The 18,481-nt window shown below is 51.6% G+C and carries 18 protein-coding genes; 5 read left to right on the top strand and 13 right to left on the bottom strand.

All coding sequences use genetic code 11. The annotated features are described in order from the left end of the window. Positions 1–155 precede the first annotated feature (155 nt). From AC0YNV_RS03525 to AC0YNV_RS03505, 5 genes are all read right to left on the bottom strand, one after another. Complete coding sequence (locus tag AC0YNV_RS03525) at positions 156–1,256, bottom strand: SDR family oxidoreductase (RefSeq protein WP_475765854.1); 1,101 nt, start codon at positions 1,254–1,256, stop codon at positions 156–158. Positions 1,257–1,368: 112 nt separating this feature from the next. Next, positions 1,369–2,163, bottom strand: coding sequence for an SDR family NAD(P)-dependent oxidoreductase (locus tag AC0YNV_RS03520; RefSeq protein ID WP_475765853.1), 795 nt, complete (start codon positions 2,161–2,163; stop codon positions 1,369–1,371). 160 nt (positions 2,164–2,323) lie between these two features. Further along, the gene (locus AC0YNV_RS03515; RefSeq protein ID WP_475765851.1) at positions 2,324–2,629 is read right to left on the bottom strand and encodes an ArsR/SmtB family transcription factor; all 306 of its coding nucleotides are present in this window, start codon (positions 2,627–2,629) and stop codon (positions 2,324–2,326) included. A 178-nt stretch (positions 2,630–2,807) separates the two neighbouring features. Beyond that, positions 2,808–3,863, bottom strand: a complete 1,056-nt coding sequence (locus tag AC0YNV_RS03510) for an LLM class flavin-dependent oxidoreductase (protein WP_475765849.1) — start codon at positions 3,861–3,863, stop codon at positions 2,808–2,810. Positions 3,864–3,928: 65 nt separating this feature from the next. Then, complete coding sequence (locus tag AC0YNV_RS03505) at positions 3,929–4,429, bottom strand: GNAT family N-acetyltransferase (protein WP_475765847.1); 501 nt, start codon at positions 4,427–4,429, stop codon at positions 3,929–3,931. 276 nt (positions 4,430–4,705) lie between these two features. Here AC0YNV_RS03505 and AC0YNV_RS03500 point away from each other — a divergent pair, with 276 nt between their 5' ends. From AC0YNV_RS03500 to AC0YNV_RS03490, 3 genes are all read left to right on the top strand, one after another. Beyond that, on the top strand, positions 4,706–5,887 hold the full coding sequence (locus AC0YNV_RS03500; RefSeq protein WP_379113127.1) for an FtsW/RodA/SpoVE family cell cycle protein: 1,182 nt from the start codon (positions 4,706–4,708) through the stop codon (positions 5,885–5,887). A gap of 263 nt (positions 5,888–6,150) precedes the next feature. Continuing rightward, positions 6,151–6,777 (top strand): SCO family protein, encoded by a 627-nt coding sequence (locus AC0YNV_RS03495; protein ID WP_475765846.1) that lies wholly within the window; start codon positions 6,151–6,153, stop codon positions 6,775–6,777. Between the two features lie 30 nt (positions 6,778–6,807). Beyond that, positions 6,808–7,176 (top strand): c-type cytochrome, encoded by a 369-nt coding sequence (locus AC0YNV_RS03490; RefSeq protein WP_475765844.1) that lies wholly within the window; start codon positions 6,808–6,810, stop codon positions 7,174–7,176. A 128-nt stretch (positions 7,177–7,304) separates the two neighbouring features. Here AC0YNV_RS03490 and AC0YNV_RS03485 read toward each other — a convergent pair whose 3' ends face one another. From AC0YNV_RS03485 to AC0YNV_RS03450, 8 genes are all read right to left on the bottom strand, one after another. After that, complete coding sequence (locus AC0YNV_RS03485; RefSeq protein ID WP_210039339.1) at positions 7,305–7,727, bottom strand: VOC family protein; 423 nt, start codon at positions 7,725–7,727, stop codon at positions 7,305–7,307. 248 nt (positions 7,728–7,975) lie between these two features. Next, a complete protein-coding gene (locus AC0YNV_RS03480) occupies positions 7,976–9,247 on the bottom strand; it encodes a hypothetical protein (protein WP_475765842.1) in 1,272 nt (423 codons plus the stop codon). Positions 9,248–9,424: 177 nt separating this feature from the next. After that, the gene (locus AC0YNV_RS03475) at positions 9,425–10,498 is read right to left on the bottom strand and encodes a Gfo/Idh/MocA family protein (protein WP_475765840.1); all 1,074 of its coding nucleotides are present in this window, start codon (positions 10,496–10,498) and stop codon (positions 9,425–9,427) included. Continuing rightward, positions 10,498–11,352, bottom strand: a complete 855-nt coding sequence (locus tag AC0YNV_RS03470; protein ID WP_475765838.1) for a phosphogluconate dehydrogenase C-terminal domain-containing protein — start codon at positions 11,350–11,352, stop codon at positions 10,498–10,500. The genes AC0YNV_RS03475 and AC0YNV_RS03470 overlap by 1 nt, the downstream gene beginning before the upstream one ends. 116 nt (positions 11,353–11,468) lie before the next feature. Next, positions 11,469–12,800 (bottom strand): glycoside hydrolase family 140 protein, encoded by a 1,332-nt coding sequence (locus tag AC0YNV_RS03465; RefSeq protein ID WP_475765836.1) that lies wholly within the window; start codon positions 12,798–12,800, stop codon positions 11,469–11,471. Between the two features lie 39 nt (positions 12,801–12,839). Then, positions 12,840–13,724 carry a carbohydrate ABC transporter permease gene (locus AC0YNV_RS03460; RefSeq protein WP_475765834.1) on the bottom strand — a complete coding sequence of 295 codons (885 nt, stop codon included), beginning with the start codon at positions 13,722–13,724 and terminating at the stop codon, positions 12,840–12,842. A gap of 12 nt (positions 13,725–13,736) precedes the next feature. Further along, on the bottom strand, positions 13,737–14,597 hold the full coding sequence (locus AC0YNV_RS03455) for an ABC transporter permease (protein WP_379113148.1): 861 nt from the start codon (positions 14,595–14,597) through the stop codon (positions 13,737–13,739). Between the two features lie 190 nt (positions 14,598–14,787). Beyond that, the gene (locus tag AC0YNV_RS03450) at positions 14,788–16,422 is read right to left on the bottom strand and encodes an extracellular solute-binding protein (protein ID WP_475765832.1); all 1,635 of its coding nucleotides are present in this window, start codon (positions 16,420–16,422) and stop codon (positions 14,788–14,790) included. Positions 16,423–16,899: 477 nt separating this feature from the next. Here AC0YNV_RS03450 and AC0YNV_RS03445 point away from each other — a divergent pair, with 477 nt between their 5' ends. Both AC0YNV_RS03445 and AC0YNV_RS03440 read left to right on the top strand, forming a co-directional pair. Continuing rightward, positions 16,900–17,715 (top strand): sugar phosphate isomerase/epimerase family protein, encoded by an 816-nt coding sequence (locus AC0YNV_RS03445; RefSeq protein ID WP_475765831.1) that lies wholly within the window; start codon positions 16,900–16,902, stop codon positions 17,713–17,715. 1 nt (position 17,716) lies between these two features. After that, positions 17,717–18,349 (top strand): GntR family transcriptional regulator, encoded by a 633-nt coding sequence (locus AC0YNV_RS03440; RefSeq protein ID WP_210039347.1) that lies wholly within the window; start codon positions 17,717–17,719, stop codon positions 18,347–18,349. Positions 18,350–18,481: the final 132 nt, after the last annotated feature.

The following is an 18,481-nucleotide window of genomic DNA, read 5'->3' as shown; positions in this document are numbered from 1 at the left end:
TCATGCTGCAAGCATTGCTTATCTTAGAATTACTTCTACTTCGCCTCCTGCTTTCCTGCCTGAGGTCGGCTATTATACAGCGGTTTGCCTTATCCGGCGCAGCAAAAATAAAACAAAGAAGAGTGCATGATGCAGTTCGTCCGTACGTTCCTTCTTCAAGGAATCACCTTGCGCCTGCGCAAATCGTCGAAAATATCCATAAACATCGTTTCCGTCTCCACATACTCGTGGAAGCCGAAGCGGCGCGCCTTCGATCCGTCTGCGAACAGATCATAATCCCAGGAGAAGACGAAGTCAGCGAAGCCCCAGGAGGATACATCTTTATAGGCATGACGTTCAAGGCCATGTCTCCCGGTCATCGAATCCCACAAGCCCGCTTTGTCGGCCATGACGACATCAAGCTGCATGGGCAGGGGCGGAGCCGTCTCCAGATCAAAATAGCGGGCGATTTTCGGCCACATTTCGCTCCATCTGAACAAATCGCCATTGTTGATGTTGAAGGCCTGATTCGCACAGCGTATGTCTGTGGCAGCCCAGACGGTAGCCTTGGCAAGAAGGCTGGCATCGGTCATTTCGAGCAGCTTCTCATAGGCCCCCGGCTTGCCGGGAAAACGCAGCGGCAGCCCCAGTTCCTTGCAGATGGAGGCATAGACGGCAATCGAAACAGCCAGATTCATTGGATTGCCAAGCGCAAAGCCGCCGACCACCGAAGGGCGGATAGCCGACCAGGTCCAGTTTTTACCCTTCTGCCGATTCTCCAGATAGTTCTGCTGATCGACATTGAATTCAGGCGGCATGTGGCCGGCATCCGTCTCACGGGCCGGTGTCTTGAACGGGCCCAGATGCGCGCCGTACACCTTGTAGCCCTGCATCAGACTTATATGCGTCAAGTGGGGAGAAGCCTCTTCGATCGCTTCAACCGCATGGACCAGCATTCTGAGATTCGGTTCCACGAGCTCAGCCCAGCCCGGACGGTCCTGATAAGCCGCATAGAAAATATGCGTAACCTGGCTGAGGCTTCCCAGCTTCTCACGGGAATCCTGCTGATCGAGCAAATCCACCGCCACATGCCTGACACGGCCTGCCGCCTCCCCGCCCCGCCTGGACAACCCGATAATATCCCAGTCTCCTGTTCCCTCAAGATGATTGATAAGATTGCGGCCTATAACACCCTGTGCCCCCACTACAAGAGCTGTATTATTCTTTGCTGCCTGGCTGCCCTGCTCCGATGCCGCATATTGAGAACGATTATCCATTGTGATTATCCTCTTTTCTATTTATATAGATTTATAGATATTAATAGCGGAAAAGAAAGCCTGCATCTCCACTCATTATGACTGAAGCAATGATGCAAGCTTTCAGAGACCATTAAATAACGCTTCGGACCAATCCGCCATCCACTCTCAAGGCGGCTCCATTAACGGCAGAGGCTAACGGACTGCAAACAAACACGGTAAAATCAGCGATCTCCTCAGGGCGGATCAGCCTTTGAATGATGGAAGTCGGGCGGTTTTCCTTCATAAACTTTCTTTCCGCCTCGGCAACGGATAAATTCCCTTCCGGATACAGCGTCTCCAGCATCTGCTCTACCCCTTCAGTCAGCGTAGAACCCGGCAGGACGGCATTCACAGTCACATTGGTTCCTTTGGCAAGCTCCGCCAGACTGCGCGACACGGCGAGCTGCATCGTTTTAGTCGCACTGTAATGGGCCATCTCCGGCGCCGGCACAATAGCCGATTCGCTTGCCACGAAGATGATCCTTCCTTCTCCGCGCCCGATCATACCATTCAGATAATGACGGCTCAGCCTGACTCCGCTCATTATGTTGACCTCAAAAAATCTGAACCAGTCCTCATCGCGAATCTCAAAGAAATCAGCAGGCTCGAATATCCCCAAATTATTGACCAGGATGTCAATCTCGGGAAACTGTCCGATAATGTCCTGGCAGCCCTGCTCCGTCCCCAGATCAGCCGCCGCGGGCTTCAGCATGGAACCGGGATATTGCGCTCCGATCTCCCGAATGACAGCATTCACTTTATCCGGATGGCGTCCGTTAATTAACACGGTGGCTCCTTCACGGGCCAATGCGGCCGCAATCGCCTTGCCAATTCCGGCGGTTGATCCGGTTACCAGCGCAGTCTTGCCTTTTAATTGCAAATCCATGATTGTTTCCTCCTATTGTTTAAGTAGTTAAAATAGCTCCCAAACCAAAGGCGTGCTCATCCTATATTCTCCTTTAACCCTCTATTCATACTTACGAAAATCCAGATATCTAATATTCTAGATATATAAGCTCAAAAAAAATGGGCCGGAAGGCTGGCTGCTAAAGCTCCTTCTCTATGTACTCGGCAAATTCGCGAATCGTCTGTTCGTTGCGGCGGTAATACGTCCACTGCCCGACCCGCTCTGAGTCCAGCAGACCTGCCTTCTGCATCGTATGCAAATAACTCGAGATGACGGATTGGGCAAGCCCCGCCTTCTCCTGAATATCCTTTACGCACACGCCTGGTTTGGTTTGGGTGTCCGTCTCATAATGCCTGCCGAAATGTTCAGCAGGATTCCTGAGCCATAACAAAATCTGACGTCGGGTTTCATTGGACAGCGCTTTGAAAACAAGTAAATGTTCCATATTCACATTATATCTATATTTATAGATTTGTAAATATCTATTTGCAAAAAAAGAATGATCCTGGGAAGGACCATTCTCCAATTTAAAATTGGGATATGATAGCACGCTGCTCTTTTATGTCTGTTCTCGCGTTCATGACGACTAATGGATTGCCCATAGTTCATTACAATCGTCAGGATCATAATGAAATGGTTTGCGCTTTGTTCCATACCGTGCTTGGAATCTCCCGGCGCAGGACAGGTGCAATTTCGGCGGCAAACCGCTCAACCTGCTCCAGCTGTTCGGACTCAGTAAGCCCATCGACACTAATGCTGAGCACCTGATGGCCGAATGCTTGATGATAATCAAGGATTTTCTCAATGACGGAATCCGCGCTGCCAATCAGGGCAGGGCCGTTCGCGACCATGTCCTCCAGGCTCTCGAAGGGAGACTGGTTATGCTGAGCCGCGGCTGTTTCGTTAAAAGCATTATAATAAGGCCTGAACCGCTCGATCGCTTCCTCCCTGGTATCGGCCAAATATAAACTGCCTGCACCCGCTCCGATGACGGCTTGCTTGGGATCATGTCCATAGAAGGCCCAGCGTTCGCGATAATGGTCGATCAGCGCTTTGTACTTATCCTGCTTGTGAAAAGAGTTGGAGGAAAAAATCGGCTCGCCGTATTTGGCCGCAAGCTCTGTCGATAATGTGCTGGACGCGCTGCCATGCCAAATCGGTATGGATTTCTGATAAGGCCGGGGCTCGGTTGTAACCCTGTCCAGAGCAGGACGGTATTTGCCCTGCCAGGATACCTCTTCTTCATTCCACAGACGCCTCAGCAGACCGTACCGTTCAGCCATGGAATCCCACTGCTCCTCCTCGGTAATCCCAAACAGCGGATAATGGCGCGGATCATTGCCTTTGCCAATAATCATTTCCAGGCGTCCTCCTGAAAGATGATCCAAGGTTGCATAATCCTCAGCAACACGGACAGGATCAAGGATACTTAATACCGTTACTGTTGTCAGCAGCCGGATCCGGGAGGTTTGGGCCGCAATGGTAGCCAGCATGACCGGCGGCGAAGAAGAGAGAAAAGGGGCGCCGTGCCGCTCACCAATCCCATATGCGTCGAAGCCGAGCTTTTCCGCCAGCTTGGCCTGACTCAGCACATTTTGAATTTTCTCCTGGGCAGACAGCGTTTCCCCAGTTACCGCATTGGGCAGATTCATCATCAGGCTGAATAAAGCGATTTTCATTGATATCGACTCCTCTGGAAATGAAGAAGAAACGGCTATCGCCGCGTTAGCTTCCGGGATGGCGTTCAAAGCGCCCCGGGATGAATGGCTTTACGGAGCAGATGCATCGTTCCGTCCCCATTATCGGTTTCGAAGGCATGAAAACGTTCATACCCTCTGCGTTCATACATGGACAGAAGCCAGGGATGTTTCTCCGCCGTCGCCAAAGTTACCGCAGATGCGCCCAGACGCTCGCCTATGACCGTTTCCTCCACCCATGTGAGCAGCCTGCCTCCGAAACCCCGGCCCTGATAAGCCGGATCTACAGCAAACCACTTGATGAAAGGAAGATCGGTTATGGACTTGATTTCGCCGTTTTTGGACAGCGTCACCGTGGCTGTGATCAGACCGTCAATTTCCAGCACATAACATTCATTATGCCTTATATTATCCTCAATCAGGGCCAGATCCGCATTCGCCGCGGGCCAATGAAGCTCAAGCTCCCGGATCGTTGCATAGGCTTCGTAGATAATGTGAAGCAGTCTGGGAGCATCCTGAAGGACGGCCAGACGATATATTTCGCTCATGTTTTCACCTCTGCTGTGTAATGTTAACATATCCGCATTGTTTTAATCGGAATAGTAAAACAACTTTATCATCATCTCTTCCCCGCGGCTAATCAATTTATTCTATAAGCCTATACAAGCTTGTGCAAATATCAGCGTCTGCAAAGTTCGATTAAAGAGTTGGATTATGATAATATTGCTTAATGGGTATTCGGATAATTGCAGCAGCTAAAAATCGTAACTTTATGCCCTGCTCAATCGTCTATTTTATATCGCTGTATTTCCGGGAGGTCAAGGATGGTTTTTTTGCTTAAGAAAATACTAGGCAAGCTGGACGGGATGATTTTGCTCCTTTTGCTTGTCTTTATGACAATCAGTATATTCTGCATATACAGCGCAACATGGAAGGATCCCGCCTTTGCCGGCTCCTATATAAAAATGATTTATTTTTATGTACTGGGCTTCGCCGTCGTTTTTGGCATGCTGTTTTTCAATTATAAAATTTTGTTGAAGCTGTCCCCTATTCTATATTTAATTGGGCTTGGTCTCCTGGTCTTATTGTTTTTTCGGGGACAAACCATTAACAATGCCCAGGGCTGGTTCACCGTCGGCCAGTTCAGCTTTCAGCCCGCCGAGCTTTGCAAGCTGCTTCTGATTCTGTTCCTGGCCTATTTTCTCTCCAAGCGCGAGGTGGAATCGCTCAGTCTGCTTAAGGAAGTTATCCCGATGGGCGTCATCACCTTCGTTCCGTTCCTGCTGGTGCTGATGCAGCCTGATCTGGGCAACTCTATCGGATATGTCATCATCTTCATCGTGGTTTGCTGGATGGGGAATATCCGTTACCGGCATGCCCTGATCGGTCTTGTCGTTGTCGCAGTGGTAAGCGGCGCTTCATTGTACAGCTACATCACATACCATGAACAAGTGAAGACCTTCATGGCTTCCTACGACAAAGAATATTGGCTCGATCGGATCGATGCCGTGCTGCTTCCGGAGCAGGCCTCCGAGAAAGCGACCTACCATATGGAACGCGCGGTCATCGCCATCGGCTCGGGGTCGCTCGAAGGGGACGGCTATCTCAAGGGAAGCTCGATTCAAAGCGGACGCGTCCCGTATACCTATTCCGACTCTATCTTTGTCGTCATCGGGGAAGAATTCGGATTCCTCGGCTGCTCCATACTGCTCATGCTCTATTTCTTCCTGATTTACCGGATGACCATCATCTCTCTAAGCCTTTCAAGCAAAAGGGGCATCTACATTATAGCCGGAATCTCCGCCATGTTCCTGTTTCAAATCTTTGAGAACATCGGAATGCTGATCGGCATTATGCCCATCACCGGGATCACCCTGCCTTTCATCAGCTATGGAGGCACATCCTTATTGATAAACATGATTTCGATCGGACTGGTGCTGAACATCCGGATCTATGACGATGTGGAGACGGAAGCGATGACCGTCGGCCAGCCCTCAGTATCCTGACTGACCCCAAGGCCCATTCTCAACCCGCACGAGTATATAAAACGCGCAGCCCATGTGGTTTGCGCGTTTTTTTTCTGGCTCTTAACCCTGTCCGTTTGTGAATATTGTGTGAAACGAAAAAATCCGAATCATGGCTGAATTCCGCTCCCTGCGGGGGCGGAGACTTCGGGCTGCCGCAGCCCATAGCCCAAACGGGTCATAGCACGGAAACGGAGGGTTTGCTAGAATGAAACACATCTTGCAAGCGTTTGGGGGCCTTGATTTTGAAAATTAAACAATCGGATCGGAAATTTGTTGTCGCTGTAGTCATTCTGCTTATCGTCATGGCCGGTTATTTCGCTTACAGTATGCTCGGCAATAATACCGGCAAGCTGCCCGTTGTCATGGATTCACCGGACTTCACTCTTCAGGGTCTGGACGGAAATCCATTCACCTACAGCGCGAACAACACGGGGAATGTTCACATCATTGAATTTATGTTTACCCAATGCCCGGATATTTGTCCCGCAACGACCTACAATCTGGTGCAAATACAGGAGGAGCTCAAGAAAGAGGCCCTGTTCGGCAGTAAAGTGAATTTCCTGGCGATCTCCTTCGACCCTGCCAACGATACGCCGCAGGTTCTGCGCAAATATGCCGACAGGCTTGGCATGGACATGTCCGGCTGGTCCATTCTCACCGGGAAGGAAGAAGACACAAAGAAGCTCGCGGAGAAGTTTGGCATTTCCATCACGAAGATGCCCGACGGCACATTTGTACATACAGCCACCTCTCTGCTGCTGATTGACGACAAGCAGCGTGTTCGCAAGGTCTACCGGATGGGTAATGATATGGACAATGAGCTGATTCTCAAGGATATCCGTATGCTGGTCGACGAGAAAGGAGCCTGACTTTCGAATACACTATAAGGAGAGATGGCCATGCAAAAATGGACGATGTTTGTTTTAGTATGTATCGCAGGCGCATTATGTGTCGGTTTGCTGCTGTTCAACCTTCCTGCCAAGGAAGAGGAGACAGCGGGGAATGAACCGTCTGCTGTTTCCATACCTGATACCCCGGTGGATGCCCAGGCGGCGGAAGAAGTGTTCAAGAGCAACTGCGTCGCCTGTCATGGCGATCAGCTCCAGGGCGGAATGGGTCCCAATCTGACAGCCGTCGGAAGCAGCATGGACAAAGAGAGCATTTATACCCAAATCGTGCAGGGCGGCAATGGGATGCCGGGCTTTGAGGGAAAGCTGACCGATGAGGAAATTGCCAATTTGGCAAAATGGCTGGCTGCGAAAAAATGACACCCCGCAAAATGGTTTAAATTGTGCAGGCATTCTGAATAAAATAAAAAAACCATCGCGGATGTTTGCGATGGTTTTTTGGCAGCCAGCCTCTGCCGGCCAGCAATAATGATACCCATTTTCAAACCTTAGCCTTGTTCCGGGTTGACTGCATTTTCATCCATATGCACGAACTCCCATAGATGACCGTCAAGATCCTGGAAGCTCCATTGGTACATAAATCCAAGATCCACCGGGTCATTGGAAGGCGTTCCGCCTGCCGCCAGAGCGCGGTTTACGATTTCATCGACCTTATCCTTGCTGGCCGCCGACAATGCCACAATGACTTCCGTGCTTTTAGCTGTATCGGCAATTTCCTTGGTGGTGAAGGTTTTATAGAAGCTTTCAACCAGCAGCATAACAAATATATTTTCGCTGACAATCATGCATGTTGCATTCTCATCGGTAAACTGCGGGTTGAATTCAAAACCGATGGTACTGAAAAAATCGACGCTTTTGTTCAAATCCTTAACCGGTAAATTCACAAAAATTTTATCTGCCGTCACTGCCATAACCGATCACCTCTATGGTTTAGTAGCTTGCCATTCTTTCGCTTGATCTTAAGCTCCCGGACTTTGAACACCCTTGCTGATTTGGCGCCCTCCCTTACAAGCATCTTAATCAGTGCCTGAACTGTTTGACTCTATATTCGATCTGAGTATAGCATAGAGAATATGAGATGATTTCTTATGGATTGCTATTTTCCCCGGTTCTGAACAGACAGCTCGGACATTGAAATAATCCGCCAATTGCGGGGACTTCAACCGTTTCCCGGTTCCTGCGTGGCATCTGCCTCTTCCAGCGCCCGGATCATCCTGGACAGCCTCTTCTGAAGCTGGGCGATATCGGAATACGCGGCTGTGGTCAGCCTCATTAGCTCCGCGGCGGCTTTCTGACTGGCCGCCCTTTCTGCCGGACTCCGGTCATAGTCATCATCGGCAAGAAGCGAATGCGTGTCGAACTGGGCGAGCCTGCCGATCGGCCTTCCCTGGGCCAGCAGCTCGTATACGGCTGATACGTCGGCAGCATCCATCACGCCGCGCGCTCCCTTCAACGGGCTGCTGTCCATCAGCTGATCCAGCAATTCTGCAATTCCGCTGTAATCTTCCATTGATATGCCGGGATGTGCCATATACTCCGTTTCACGGCCAGCGGAAACAGCCAGTCCTCCGTACAGCTCCTTCAGAGAATACAAGGTTTCCCCGACATCCAGACCCGGATGCATGTCAATCTCGACAAGGATATCCGTCACCGTTTTCACATCGAGCCTTGGTTTCACGACCGTTTGTCTCTCAATAAGCGCCTCCGCCCTGACAGGCAGCGCGGGGACATTGACCTCTTTGAAACTGTACTGCAGCCTGAGCGCGTCTGACAGCCTGCCTTTATATAAGCGGCCATCTTCGGATTCCATCCGGAATATTCGTCTGGCGGGATTCAACAAGATCAAGCTCCCCTTCACGCGAAACCTATCCGCCGATTCGGTTGTTTCATTGATCAACCCGCAGCCTGCTTGAAGCTGGCGCATGCTCAGATCCACAGAATTCCGCTCACCGCCTGGCGCAGCCCATTCGATGCTTGCGGAAGCAGACAGATCCAGCAAAACGCGCAAAAAATGCTCATATGCAGCGGCAGCCATGAGGGACAGCTTTCCAAGCCGCTTCTGAAGCGCCTTCAGATCTCCGGTATCGCCAAGCAGCCTGACCATATTCCCTGCCGCACGCGTTGCTGAGGTTACTCCGAACAGATCAGCAGTACCCTCGGAGGCAAGCCGGACGGCATGATCGCCGCGCTCCCTTATTTTGAAGGTATTATCTGCGACAATGGAAGCCGGCGGCTTTCTTGAATCCCTCTTCCAGCGCTCGTCGAGGGAGTAGATAACGGCCTGCAGAGCTGCCACCAGCTCGTCCGTAACGCGTCCGGCCTCTTCATGGGGGCCGTCAGCGGCTGTCAGATACAGGCTGATCACATCCCGCCCGCTATTCCCGGCTTCCACTTCCGTTGTATTTTCAAAAAAACCAGACAGTTTGCCCACCTCAACGATCAAGTGAAAGTTATAGCATAACTATAGTATAAATCACCCAATCAGACAAAATAGTCCAAAAAAAAGAAAACCCAACGATATGGGCTTTCCCGATTTGCTGCCGCCGCAGCGGCCTGCTTTGAATTTAAAGAATTCGCTCTGCAATGACAATGGCGCGCTTACTCTGTTCTACGGTTCAATTTGAACCGCTTGATGGCTTTCAATGCTGCGGTACGTATCGAATACCAGCCGGAGCGTTCGGAGGTTGTCGTCTCCCGAGGTCTGAAACGGAATGCCCGATGTGAGACAGTCGATAAAATGCGTCTGCAGCCGGAAGTGGCTTTCCTCATGATCAAGCTCCGTCTGTTCCGCTACTACCGTCTCATAGCCATTATTATCGATGATAACGATTTTCCCTTGATCTCCATACATCTTAAGCGTCGCTTTGCTTCCATCGACAACGAAATGCTCGACGAAACGGGCATCGACCTGATCTTCAATGATGGGTCCCGTCAATTCCCGGCGCGATACCCAGCATAGGTCCATCATTCCGTAAAAGTCATCGTATCCCAGCGTGACGACGCCGGAATCCTCCCCTATTACATGGCTGCTGAACGACCCGGCTTCCGCATAAAGCCTCTTTGGTTCCCCAAAGAGAAAACGCCACGTATCGAACCAGTGCGGGCCCATTTCATAGAACATCAGCCTGGGCATTTCCGCCAGGAACGGCTGCGGGAGGTTGGCCCCCGGCACCATTCGTTCAGTGAAGAAATCCGAATGAATGAACCGGGCGACACGAATATCGCCAAGAGCGCCGGAATCCAGCACCCGCTTGATAGTCTGGATGGGCTGCAGCCAGCGCCAGTTCTCGGTCACCATCAAGCGTACGCCAGCATCCCGGGCGGCCGCAACTATCGCCTCCGCCTCCTCATAGCTCGGTGCGAAGGGCTTCTGGCACATGACAGCCTTGCCCGCCGCGGCTGCCGTTCTAACCATGGCAAGATGCGTTTCGGGAGGGGTGACGAGATCGACAATATCAATATCCGCATTCGCCAGCATCTCATCAAGCGAGCTGTAGAGACGTTCATGAGGAACCCCGTATTCGTCGGCCTTTTTCACCAGCTTCTCCGTGCTTCTGTTGCACAGGGCATGAATCTGAACGCCGGGAATCCGGCTCCATGCCTTCAGATGCTTCCCGGACCAGAAGCCGGTGCCGACCAGTCCAACCTTATACATGCCATGCGCCTCCTGTTCCGCTGCCATTATTTCAGCCCTTCCGCTTTGTCCGGATGAAGCATCATATCGACCTGCTCATAGATCTTCTCGGGCTTGTAGAGGTCCTGCCAGCCTTCCTTGATCATGGCTTTGCGCCCGTAATCGATTGCGATCAGACAAGCGTCGGAGAACGGATTTACTTTCTCGAATACGATGCCAAGCTGGATGTTGATATGCCCCAGCATGAAATCCTTCGCCGCCTCGTAGGGGACCCCGTTCTTCACCACTTCCTCCATGGCCTCGCCCAGAATCGTCACCACCATCGAACCGATCGTTTCCGCCATTGCCGGCTCAAGCATGGCCATCTGCTCCAGGGTTATCCGGTGCGACCGCATGACAGGGGCGTACATCTCTCTGGCCAACTCTTCGCCAATTTGATAATGCTCCTCGGGTCCCTGCATCAGAGCGCATACGATAGCCTGCTTCGCAGCGACACCGCCGAAGAAATCCCGTTTCGCCTCGGGCGTTACTTCGTCGTTGAATACAGGCGGGTGGCAGGGGTGCGTGACAAAATAGGTGATATCTCCGCGCTGCGGAAGCTTGCCGAGATAAGCTGCCGCCGGGTCGAGCATCATTAAGATAGCGCCCTTCTTCATAGCTGGCACGACGGAAGCCGACACGTCGCCGATAGCGGCGTCCGGCACGGCCAGAATAATGATATCCGCATCAATCAGCGCTTCCTGCCGGGGAGTTGTCGCAAGTCCCCGTTCGGAGAGCCGTTCGACACCCTGCTCGCTGATCTCCACATAATGAACATTTAATGTTCCTTTTTTCAAATTATCGGCAATTCTGCATCCCATTTTGCCGCCGGCGCCGATTAGCGCGATCGTTTGTGTACGCATAAATCCTCCTGATTATAGATGAATTTGAGTATGCCGGATGTGCAAACCGGGAAAATCGCGCCGGTGGTATCCTGAATATCGCTAAGACAAATGTCGCTGTCCTTCAACTCCTGAGCTTAAGGTGCCGCATAGCCCTTGGAATCATCATCCAGGATCAGAACCCAGTCGTCGTTTCTTCCGCTTGATGGCGGAAAAAATTTGACCTCCGCTTCGTTCTTGTACAGGCCTGCCGGCTGCGTCTCGCCGGTCCGTGGATCATACCAGCTCGCACGGATACTCTCCCCGGCAATGATTCCCATCCTGACCTGGAAGGGAAGTCCGTTCGGGCTGTAGATGAAGGCATAGTCGGCGCCGCGGCTTGCCTGGATATGATTGGCGCCGCTATCATTGCCGATAACCAGGCTTTGATCCGGAATACGGTCAAAGAACGGTCTGGATTCAATCAGCCTGCGGGCATGACGCATCTGCATGGCACCCGGACGGACGATGGCCTGCCTCCAATGCATAATAAAATAGTCGCTTTGCTCCGTGGTCATCGACCAGATGCTGTGATGTCCGTACGTATGTCCGAATGCGCCGGCGAATAAAGCCCAGTATGCCGCTTGTCTGACATCCGTCGCATCGAAGTAGCCGTTCACCGCCTTGAAATTGATCGGGTGATCCTCATAGCATGGCTCCGCATCCAGGGTCGGTTTGACAGGAGCCAATCCATAATCGTGGCTAACATGCTCGTTATTGGCAGTGTTAAGCGCACCGTGACCGGATTGAATCATATTGAAATCAAGCCAACTCTCGTCATGAAGCTGCTGCGATGAGGATTTTCCGCCCATGGGATGGAACGTGATCAGGTGCTCTCCGCCATCCGCCTGCTTAATCCCTTCCGCCATGGCCTGGATAACATCGAAATGCTTGCTGGTCACAAGCGGCCTGTCCCCGCCAAGAATCCAGATAATATTGCTGTTTGCCTTGTATCTGCTGGCGATCCACTCCCCGTATGCCTTGGCATTGCTCTTCGTAAAGATTTCCGGACCTTTGCCCCACATGCAGTTGTACTTGTCCCCCCAGGTGGGCAGAAGCCCGATATAGAGACCAAGCTCCGCTGCCGCATTAATGATGAAATCCATATGATCCCAATAGCCGTATGCTCCGTCTTGCGCCAGGTCGGGCAGAAGCGGATCGTATTTCCCTTGGCCGTTCTGAAGGAGGGGCAATCTGCCGTATGCGTTCTCAACGGTGAGACCCTCGAACTCTGACAGGGCCACCGCCTGAATAACGGTAAAGCCCGCTTCCGCCCGGTTTTGCAAATATTCCAGCGCCTCTTCTTTATTCAATCTGTGAAATAGCTCCCATGCTGTATCCCCCAGCCAGAAGAACGGAGTGCCGTCCTCCTGTGCCAGATAACGCCGGTTGTCGCTGACTTTCAACTTCTGGAATTTGCTTGTCGTCATGTTTACTATCAACCTCTCTTATTGGGATCTAATTTGCAATTAACCTTTCACGCTGCCGAGCCGGATCCCGCTGACGAAATACTTTTGCAGGAACGGGTAGGCAAGCAGGATCGGAATAGCGGCAACAATCATCTGCGCGCCCTTAACGGAGCGGTCATTCAGTTTGGCTAATCGCTCAGCTTCGGTGGCCGACATGGTGGCAAAGTTGAATTTCACAACAATCGTCTGCAAATAGCTCTGCAGCGGGTAATTCTTCGCATTCTGCATATAAATCAATCCGTCGAACCAAGAGTTCCAGTGTGCGACCAGACAGAACAGCGTAATCGTGGCGATTGCCGGCGTGGAGACGGGTACGTAAATCTGCCAGAGCGTTCTCCAGTGGCTGGCGCCGTCAATATTGGCTGCATCCTCCATCTCCTCCGGAACCTGGCGGAAGAAGTTCAACATGAGAATAACATTGAACACCGTCACGGCACCAGGCAGCACAAGCGCCCAGATCGTATTCATAATACCAAGTTCCTTGACCAGAATATAGGTCGGAATCAGACCGCCGTTGAAGAGCATGGTGAAGAAGAACACCCATACATACACCGCTCTCATGCGGAATTTTTCTTTACTTTTGGACAGCGGATAGGCCAGCAGAATGACCAGCACGACGTTCAAGGTGGTACCGATTGCCGCCCGCTCCAGCGTAACGCCGAAGGCCCGCCAGAATGCCTCCCGGTTGAGAACGTATGAATAGGGCTCCCACGTGAAGCGAACGGGCCAGAAGCGTACCAGATTTCCCGTTACGGCAGAGTTGTCGCTTAAGGAAATCGCGAGAATATGGATGAACGGAATGAAGCAAAGAACACAGACCAGAGACAGGAAGATAATGTTGAATATGTTGAATATTTTTTGCCCTGTCGTTTGTCTTGCGGGCATAGTCTTCCCTCCTTAGAAAAGTCGGTAGTTGAACAGGCGGTATGCAGTCAGGTAGGATATCGAAATCAGGATAAAGGACACGAAGGATTTCAATAATCCGACGGCAGTCGATGGGCCGAATTGAGCTTGCAGAAGTCCCATGCGGTACACCATCGTGTCGACGATATCGCCAGATTCATAGACCTGCGGACTGTACAGATTGAAGATCTGATCGAAACCGGCATCCAGTACACTTCCGAGACTGAGCACCATCAAAAGTACGATGATCATATGCATGCCCGGCAGCGTAACATGCCAGGTCTGTTTCCATCTGCCCGCACCGTCCACGGCAGCCGCTTCGTAGAGGGAAGGATCAATGCTCGTAATCGCCGCCAGATAAATAACGGTGTTGAAGCCAAATGTCTTCCACACGTCGGAAGCGACCATCGTATATGGAAACCAACTGTTCTCGCCGAGGAAATAAATCGGCTTGATTCCGAAAATGCCCAGGAAGCTGTTCACGATACCTCCGGATGGGGATAAGATATCGACCAGAATGCCGCCCAAAATAATCCACGAAAGAAAATAAGGAAAATAAATAACGGTTTGCATGACACGCTTGAACAGCACATTGCGGATTTCATTCAATAACAAGGCGAATGTGATCGGTACGATCAGTCCCATAACGATCTTCATAATGGCAATGAACAATGTGTTCCAAATCACCTGCCAAATGTTCGGCATCGAAAAAACATACTTGAAGTTGCCAAATCCAACCCAGTCCTGGTTACCGAAAAGACCCTTGAGCGGTATAAAGTTCTGAAACGCAATCGTAACGCCGATCATCGGGATGTATGAGAAAATAATAACAAGAACCAGTCCCGGAAGCAGCATCAGATGGAGCGGCAGCTCTCTTTTCTTCCTGTATTTCCCCCCGCCTGCGCCGGTTTTCAGCTTCTTCGGGGCCGTTAATTCAGTTTGCATGCAGCTCCCTCATTCCAGCTTATAGTATAGATAACAGCTGCAGGTGCCCTTGAAATGCCATCCAGGCACCTGCGTAGGATCCATCGCAAATTTGCTGTCTTTACTTACCCAGTGCGGCGTTTACCTCCTGTACGACCTGCTCGCCGCCGAGATTGTTCCATTCCTTCACCATATTGTCAAATCCGCTGTCCGCATCGGTCTTGCCCAGAATGATGCCGGTGAGCGTCGTGACGATCAGCTCATCCATCGAGCTTCCCCGGGTAACCTCGGTCGGCGTCGGAGCACCCAAGTACGCATCCCACATGACCTGATCCGGATACGTTTCGTCAATGAAGGCAAACGGCGTATCCGTGGGGCCGAACATCATCGAGATGGACCAGTTGCCGTCCTCCATGGATTTGTAGAAGCCTTGCCCGGACCCCTTCAGGCTGTCCGTAGTACCATCCTTGAGCGCCTGCTTGATATCCTGATGTCCCTTAAGGTCAATCATCGGATCCAGCGTGTATACCGGCGACATCCACCAAATCCCGTCCACGCCATTCTCGCCGAAGTATTTGTTGAATTCGGCATTTTCGCCAAACAAGGCCTCAACGTAAACATTCATCATTTTGATCAGGTTCTCCGGATGCTGCGTCCCTTTCTTCACGACCAACCAGCCGTCGGCTGCAATCTTCAATGGAATGGTCGGTTTATCGCCAGTCTTGGTCGGGAGCGGAACAACGATCCACTTGGCCGCCGGATCATTCGCAAGTGTCTTCTCCGCTGTAAACGCCATCCAATGCGGCCCGTAAAACATGCCTGTCTTGCCTGCTGCTACGGATTCCATTGCTTTGGGATTGTCCTTCGACCCGAATTCCTTGTCGAGCAGACCTTCCTTGAACATCGTCTGGAGAAGGGCAAGCGGCTCCTTCATTTCCGGCTGTACGACACCGCGGTCCACCTTGCCGTCCTTCTCGATCCAATTGAGCGGGTAAGCATTATAAGCCCAGAATAGCCCCTGCATGTTGTACCGGAAATCATTGTCGATTTCCAGACCGAAGGTGTCGTCCTGGCCGTTGCCGTCAGGGTCGTTCTTCGCGAATGCCCTTGCAATTGCAAGGACGTCATCCATTGTTTTGGGACGGGAAAGGCCAAGCTTGGTCAGCCAGTCCTCGCGGATCCAGAGATGATTATAGCCATTGGTTGAAGGCATCTTCAGCGGAATGCCGTATCTTTTGCTGTCGCTTGTGACGGGCTCGAAGATCCGGTCCGTTTCACTTTCTATGATGCTCTTGAGCAGTGGCGAGGCGTACTGGTCATAGAGGGGGCCCATTTCCTCAACGGCTCCCGCATCCATCAGCTGCTTCATATCGGCTGGCTGGTCGACCTGGAATATATCCGGCAAATCCCCCGAAGCCATGGACAGCTTGAGCTTCTGATCGTACGACGTAGTATCAGGGGCCAACATTTTGTATTCAACCGTTACCCCCACTTTCTCCTTGAACATGCGGGTCCATCGGTTGTCGGTAAGCGTTTCTCCGGTTTGCTCTTTCAATTTGGCGATATTCTCATCATTTTCATTCAAATTTCTGCCGAACGTATAGGTGATTGGTTCATTGCCTGAAGGGTCGGCTGCATTGCTGCCCTCTGCTGCTCCTTCGTTACCCCCTGCGTTGTTACCATTCGAATTGGAACAACCAACGATTGCGGCGATCATAAGCATGGATAGACACCATAGAGACCATTTTTTTATCACTTGCGCAAACCTCCCAGATCTAATTTTGTATCGATTACGCCAGCCTTGCGCATGATTCGGGAATCTTCTCAGGCAGATTTTTTATGAAGCGCTTACAACTCAAATCGAATACATCTCGTTGTGATTAACCCCATACATATTGATTCGGGCATCCTGTCCATTTGGAAGCAGCGGCCTACCCGGATATGCGTTTGGCAATCCCCCTTTTCCTGTACCTGTAATGATCATCTTTGACCGGCAGCCTATCACCGACCGGCGGCAATGCCGCCTGCAGTGCTCTCCTCTGGCTGGCTAGAGCCGGATGCAGCCGTCCACCAGTGATTGACTCGCCCCATTGATATGCCTCAACCAAAAATCGTTTACGAATACACAATACAACATTGTATTCAAATTGTATACAATAAATATTTATTTAATTGACATCCGCTCTTTCCGGCTGTTAATCTAGAATTGTATTCAATAATGGAGGAGCCATTTATGAAATTTGGTCTCAGTACTTATACGCTTACTTGGTCCATCGGCGTACCCGGATATTCCGCACCGGTCCGTCCTCTTGGCGCAATTGGCCTGATCGAGCTTGCCGCCTCGCACGGTCTGGAGCTGGTGCAGATTGCGGATAATCTGCCGCTTCTACATTGCGGCGCCGCGGAGCTTGCAACGATCCGGAAAGCGGCTGAAAGCTGCGGCGTGCGGATTGAAATCGGAACGCGCGGCACAGAGCCTGCCCATCTTCTCCGGTACTTGTCCATAGCGCAGCAGCTGGATGCTGTCCTTGTGCGCACGCTGATTACAAGACCGGGCATCGACGAGGCCGGGCAGGAAATTCGAAGCATTCTTCCTGCTTTCGAAGCGGCCGGGGTGACTCTTGCAATCGAGAATCACGGGCTTCATACAACAGCACAGCTTGCCGGTCTGCTGCAGGGACTCGGCAGCGCCTATGCCGGCTGCTGTCTCGATACCGTCAATTCCTTCGGCGCGCTTGAAGGCCCGGAAATGGTTATTCAAGGGCTGGCCCCCTTCATCGTGAACCTGCATATCAAGGACTTCGAAATCACACGCGTCGATCACCAAATGGGCTTCGTCATCCTCGGTACGCCGGCAGGGGCAGGACGCCTGGATATTCCCGGACTGTGGAAGGAAATCATGCACTGCGGCAGGAATCCGACGGCCATATTGGAGCTTTGGACGCCTTATCGAGGTTCCGTTGAGGATACAATTGCCCTGGAGAACCGCTGGCTGGCCGAAAGCATCGCATATTTGAATTCACTGGAGCTGGAAGGAAGGGAGGACTGACATGGCCGTTACACTGAAGGAAAAAGCTTATGCCCAGCTTCGTGAGCTGATCATGAGCGGAGATATTCACACGAGCGGACATCTGACGGAGAAGTATCTGGTCGAGCTGCTCCAGATGAGCCGCACCCCGATCAGGGCGGCGCTGGAACGTCTGGCTGCCGAAGGCGTTGTGCTCTACTCGCCGAACAAGGGACTCAGCCTGCCTGAGCATTCCTTCCGGAGAGTCGTTGATTTTTTTGATTTCCGGATCGCCATTGAAGGTCATATTGTTTATAAATTGGCTTCTCGCATCTGGGAGGAATCGGAGATCGCCTGGTTCAGGAACAATCTGGCAGAGCAAAACGAGCATAAGCAGAATCTCGATTACGCTGCTTTCACCAAGGCGGACACGCTGTTCCACAGCCAGCTCGCGATTCTTTACGACAATCAGGAAATTGTCCAGACGATGGAGCAGCTCCAGGACAAGCTCTTCCTCGTCGCTTTGGGCGTGCTGAAGAAGGATAACGCCAGGATTCAACGCTCCTATGAAGACCACTGCGACATCTTCGAGTTCATATTGGCGAATAAGCCGGAAGAAGCACGGGCTAAAATGATCGAGCATCTGGAGTTCGGCGCGAGAATTCTCGTTTTCTAAAACTGTCTGCCCCGTACCGCAGCTGCTTCCCCGATCGCCGCTGGGTCAGATTTGAACCGGCCGCCATTCTGCCGCTCTTAAAGATGCGCGCCGGAAATAAAAATCAGCTCTGGCCTAAGCTCTCAATCACAG

The sequence above is a fragment of the Paenibacillus sp. JT31N11 genome (assembly GCF_056269285.1).
Note: the sequence above shows the minus strand (reverse complement) of the source record. Positions and strands in the feature narration are given on the sequence as shown.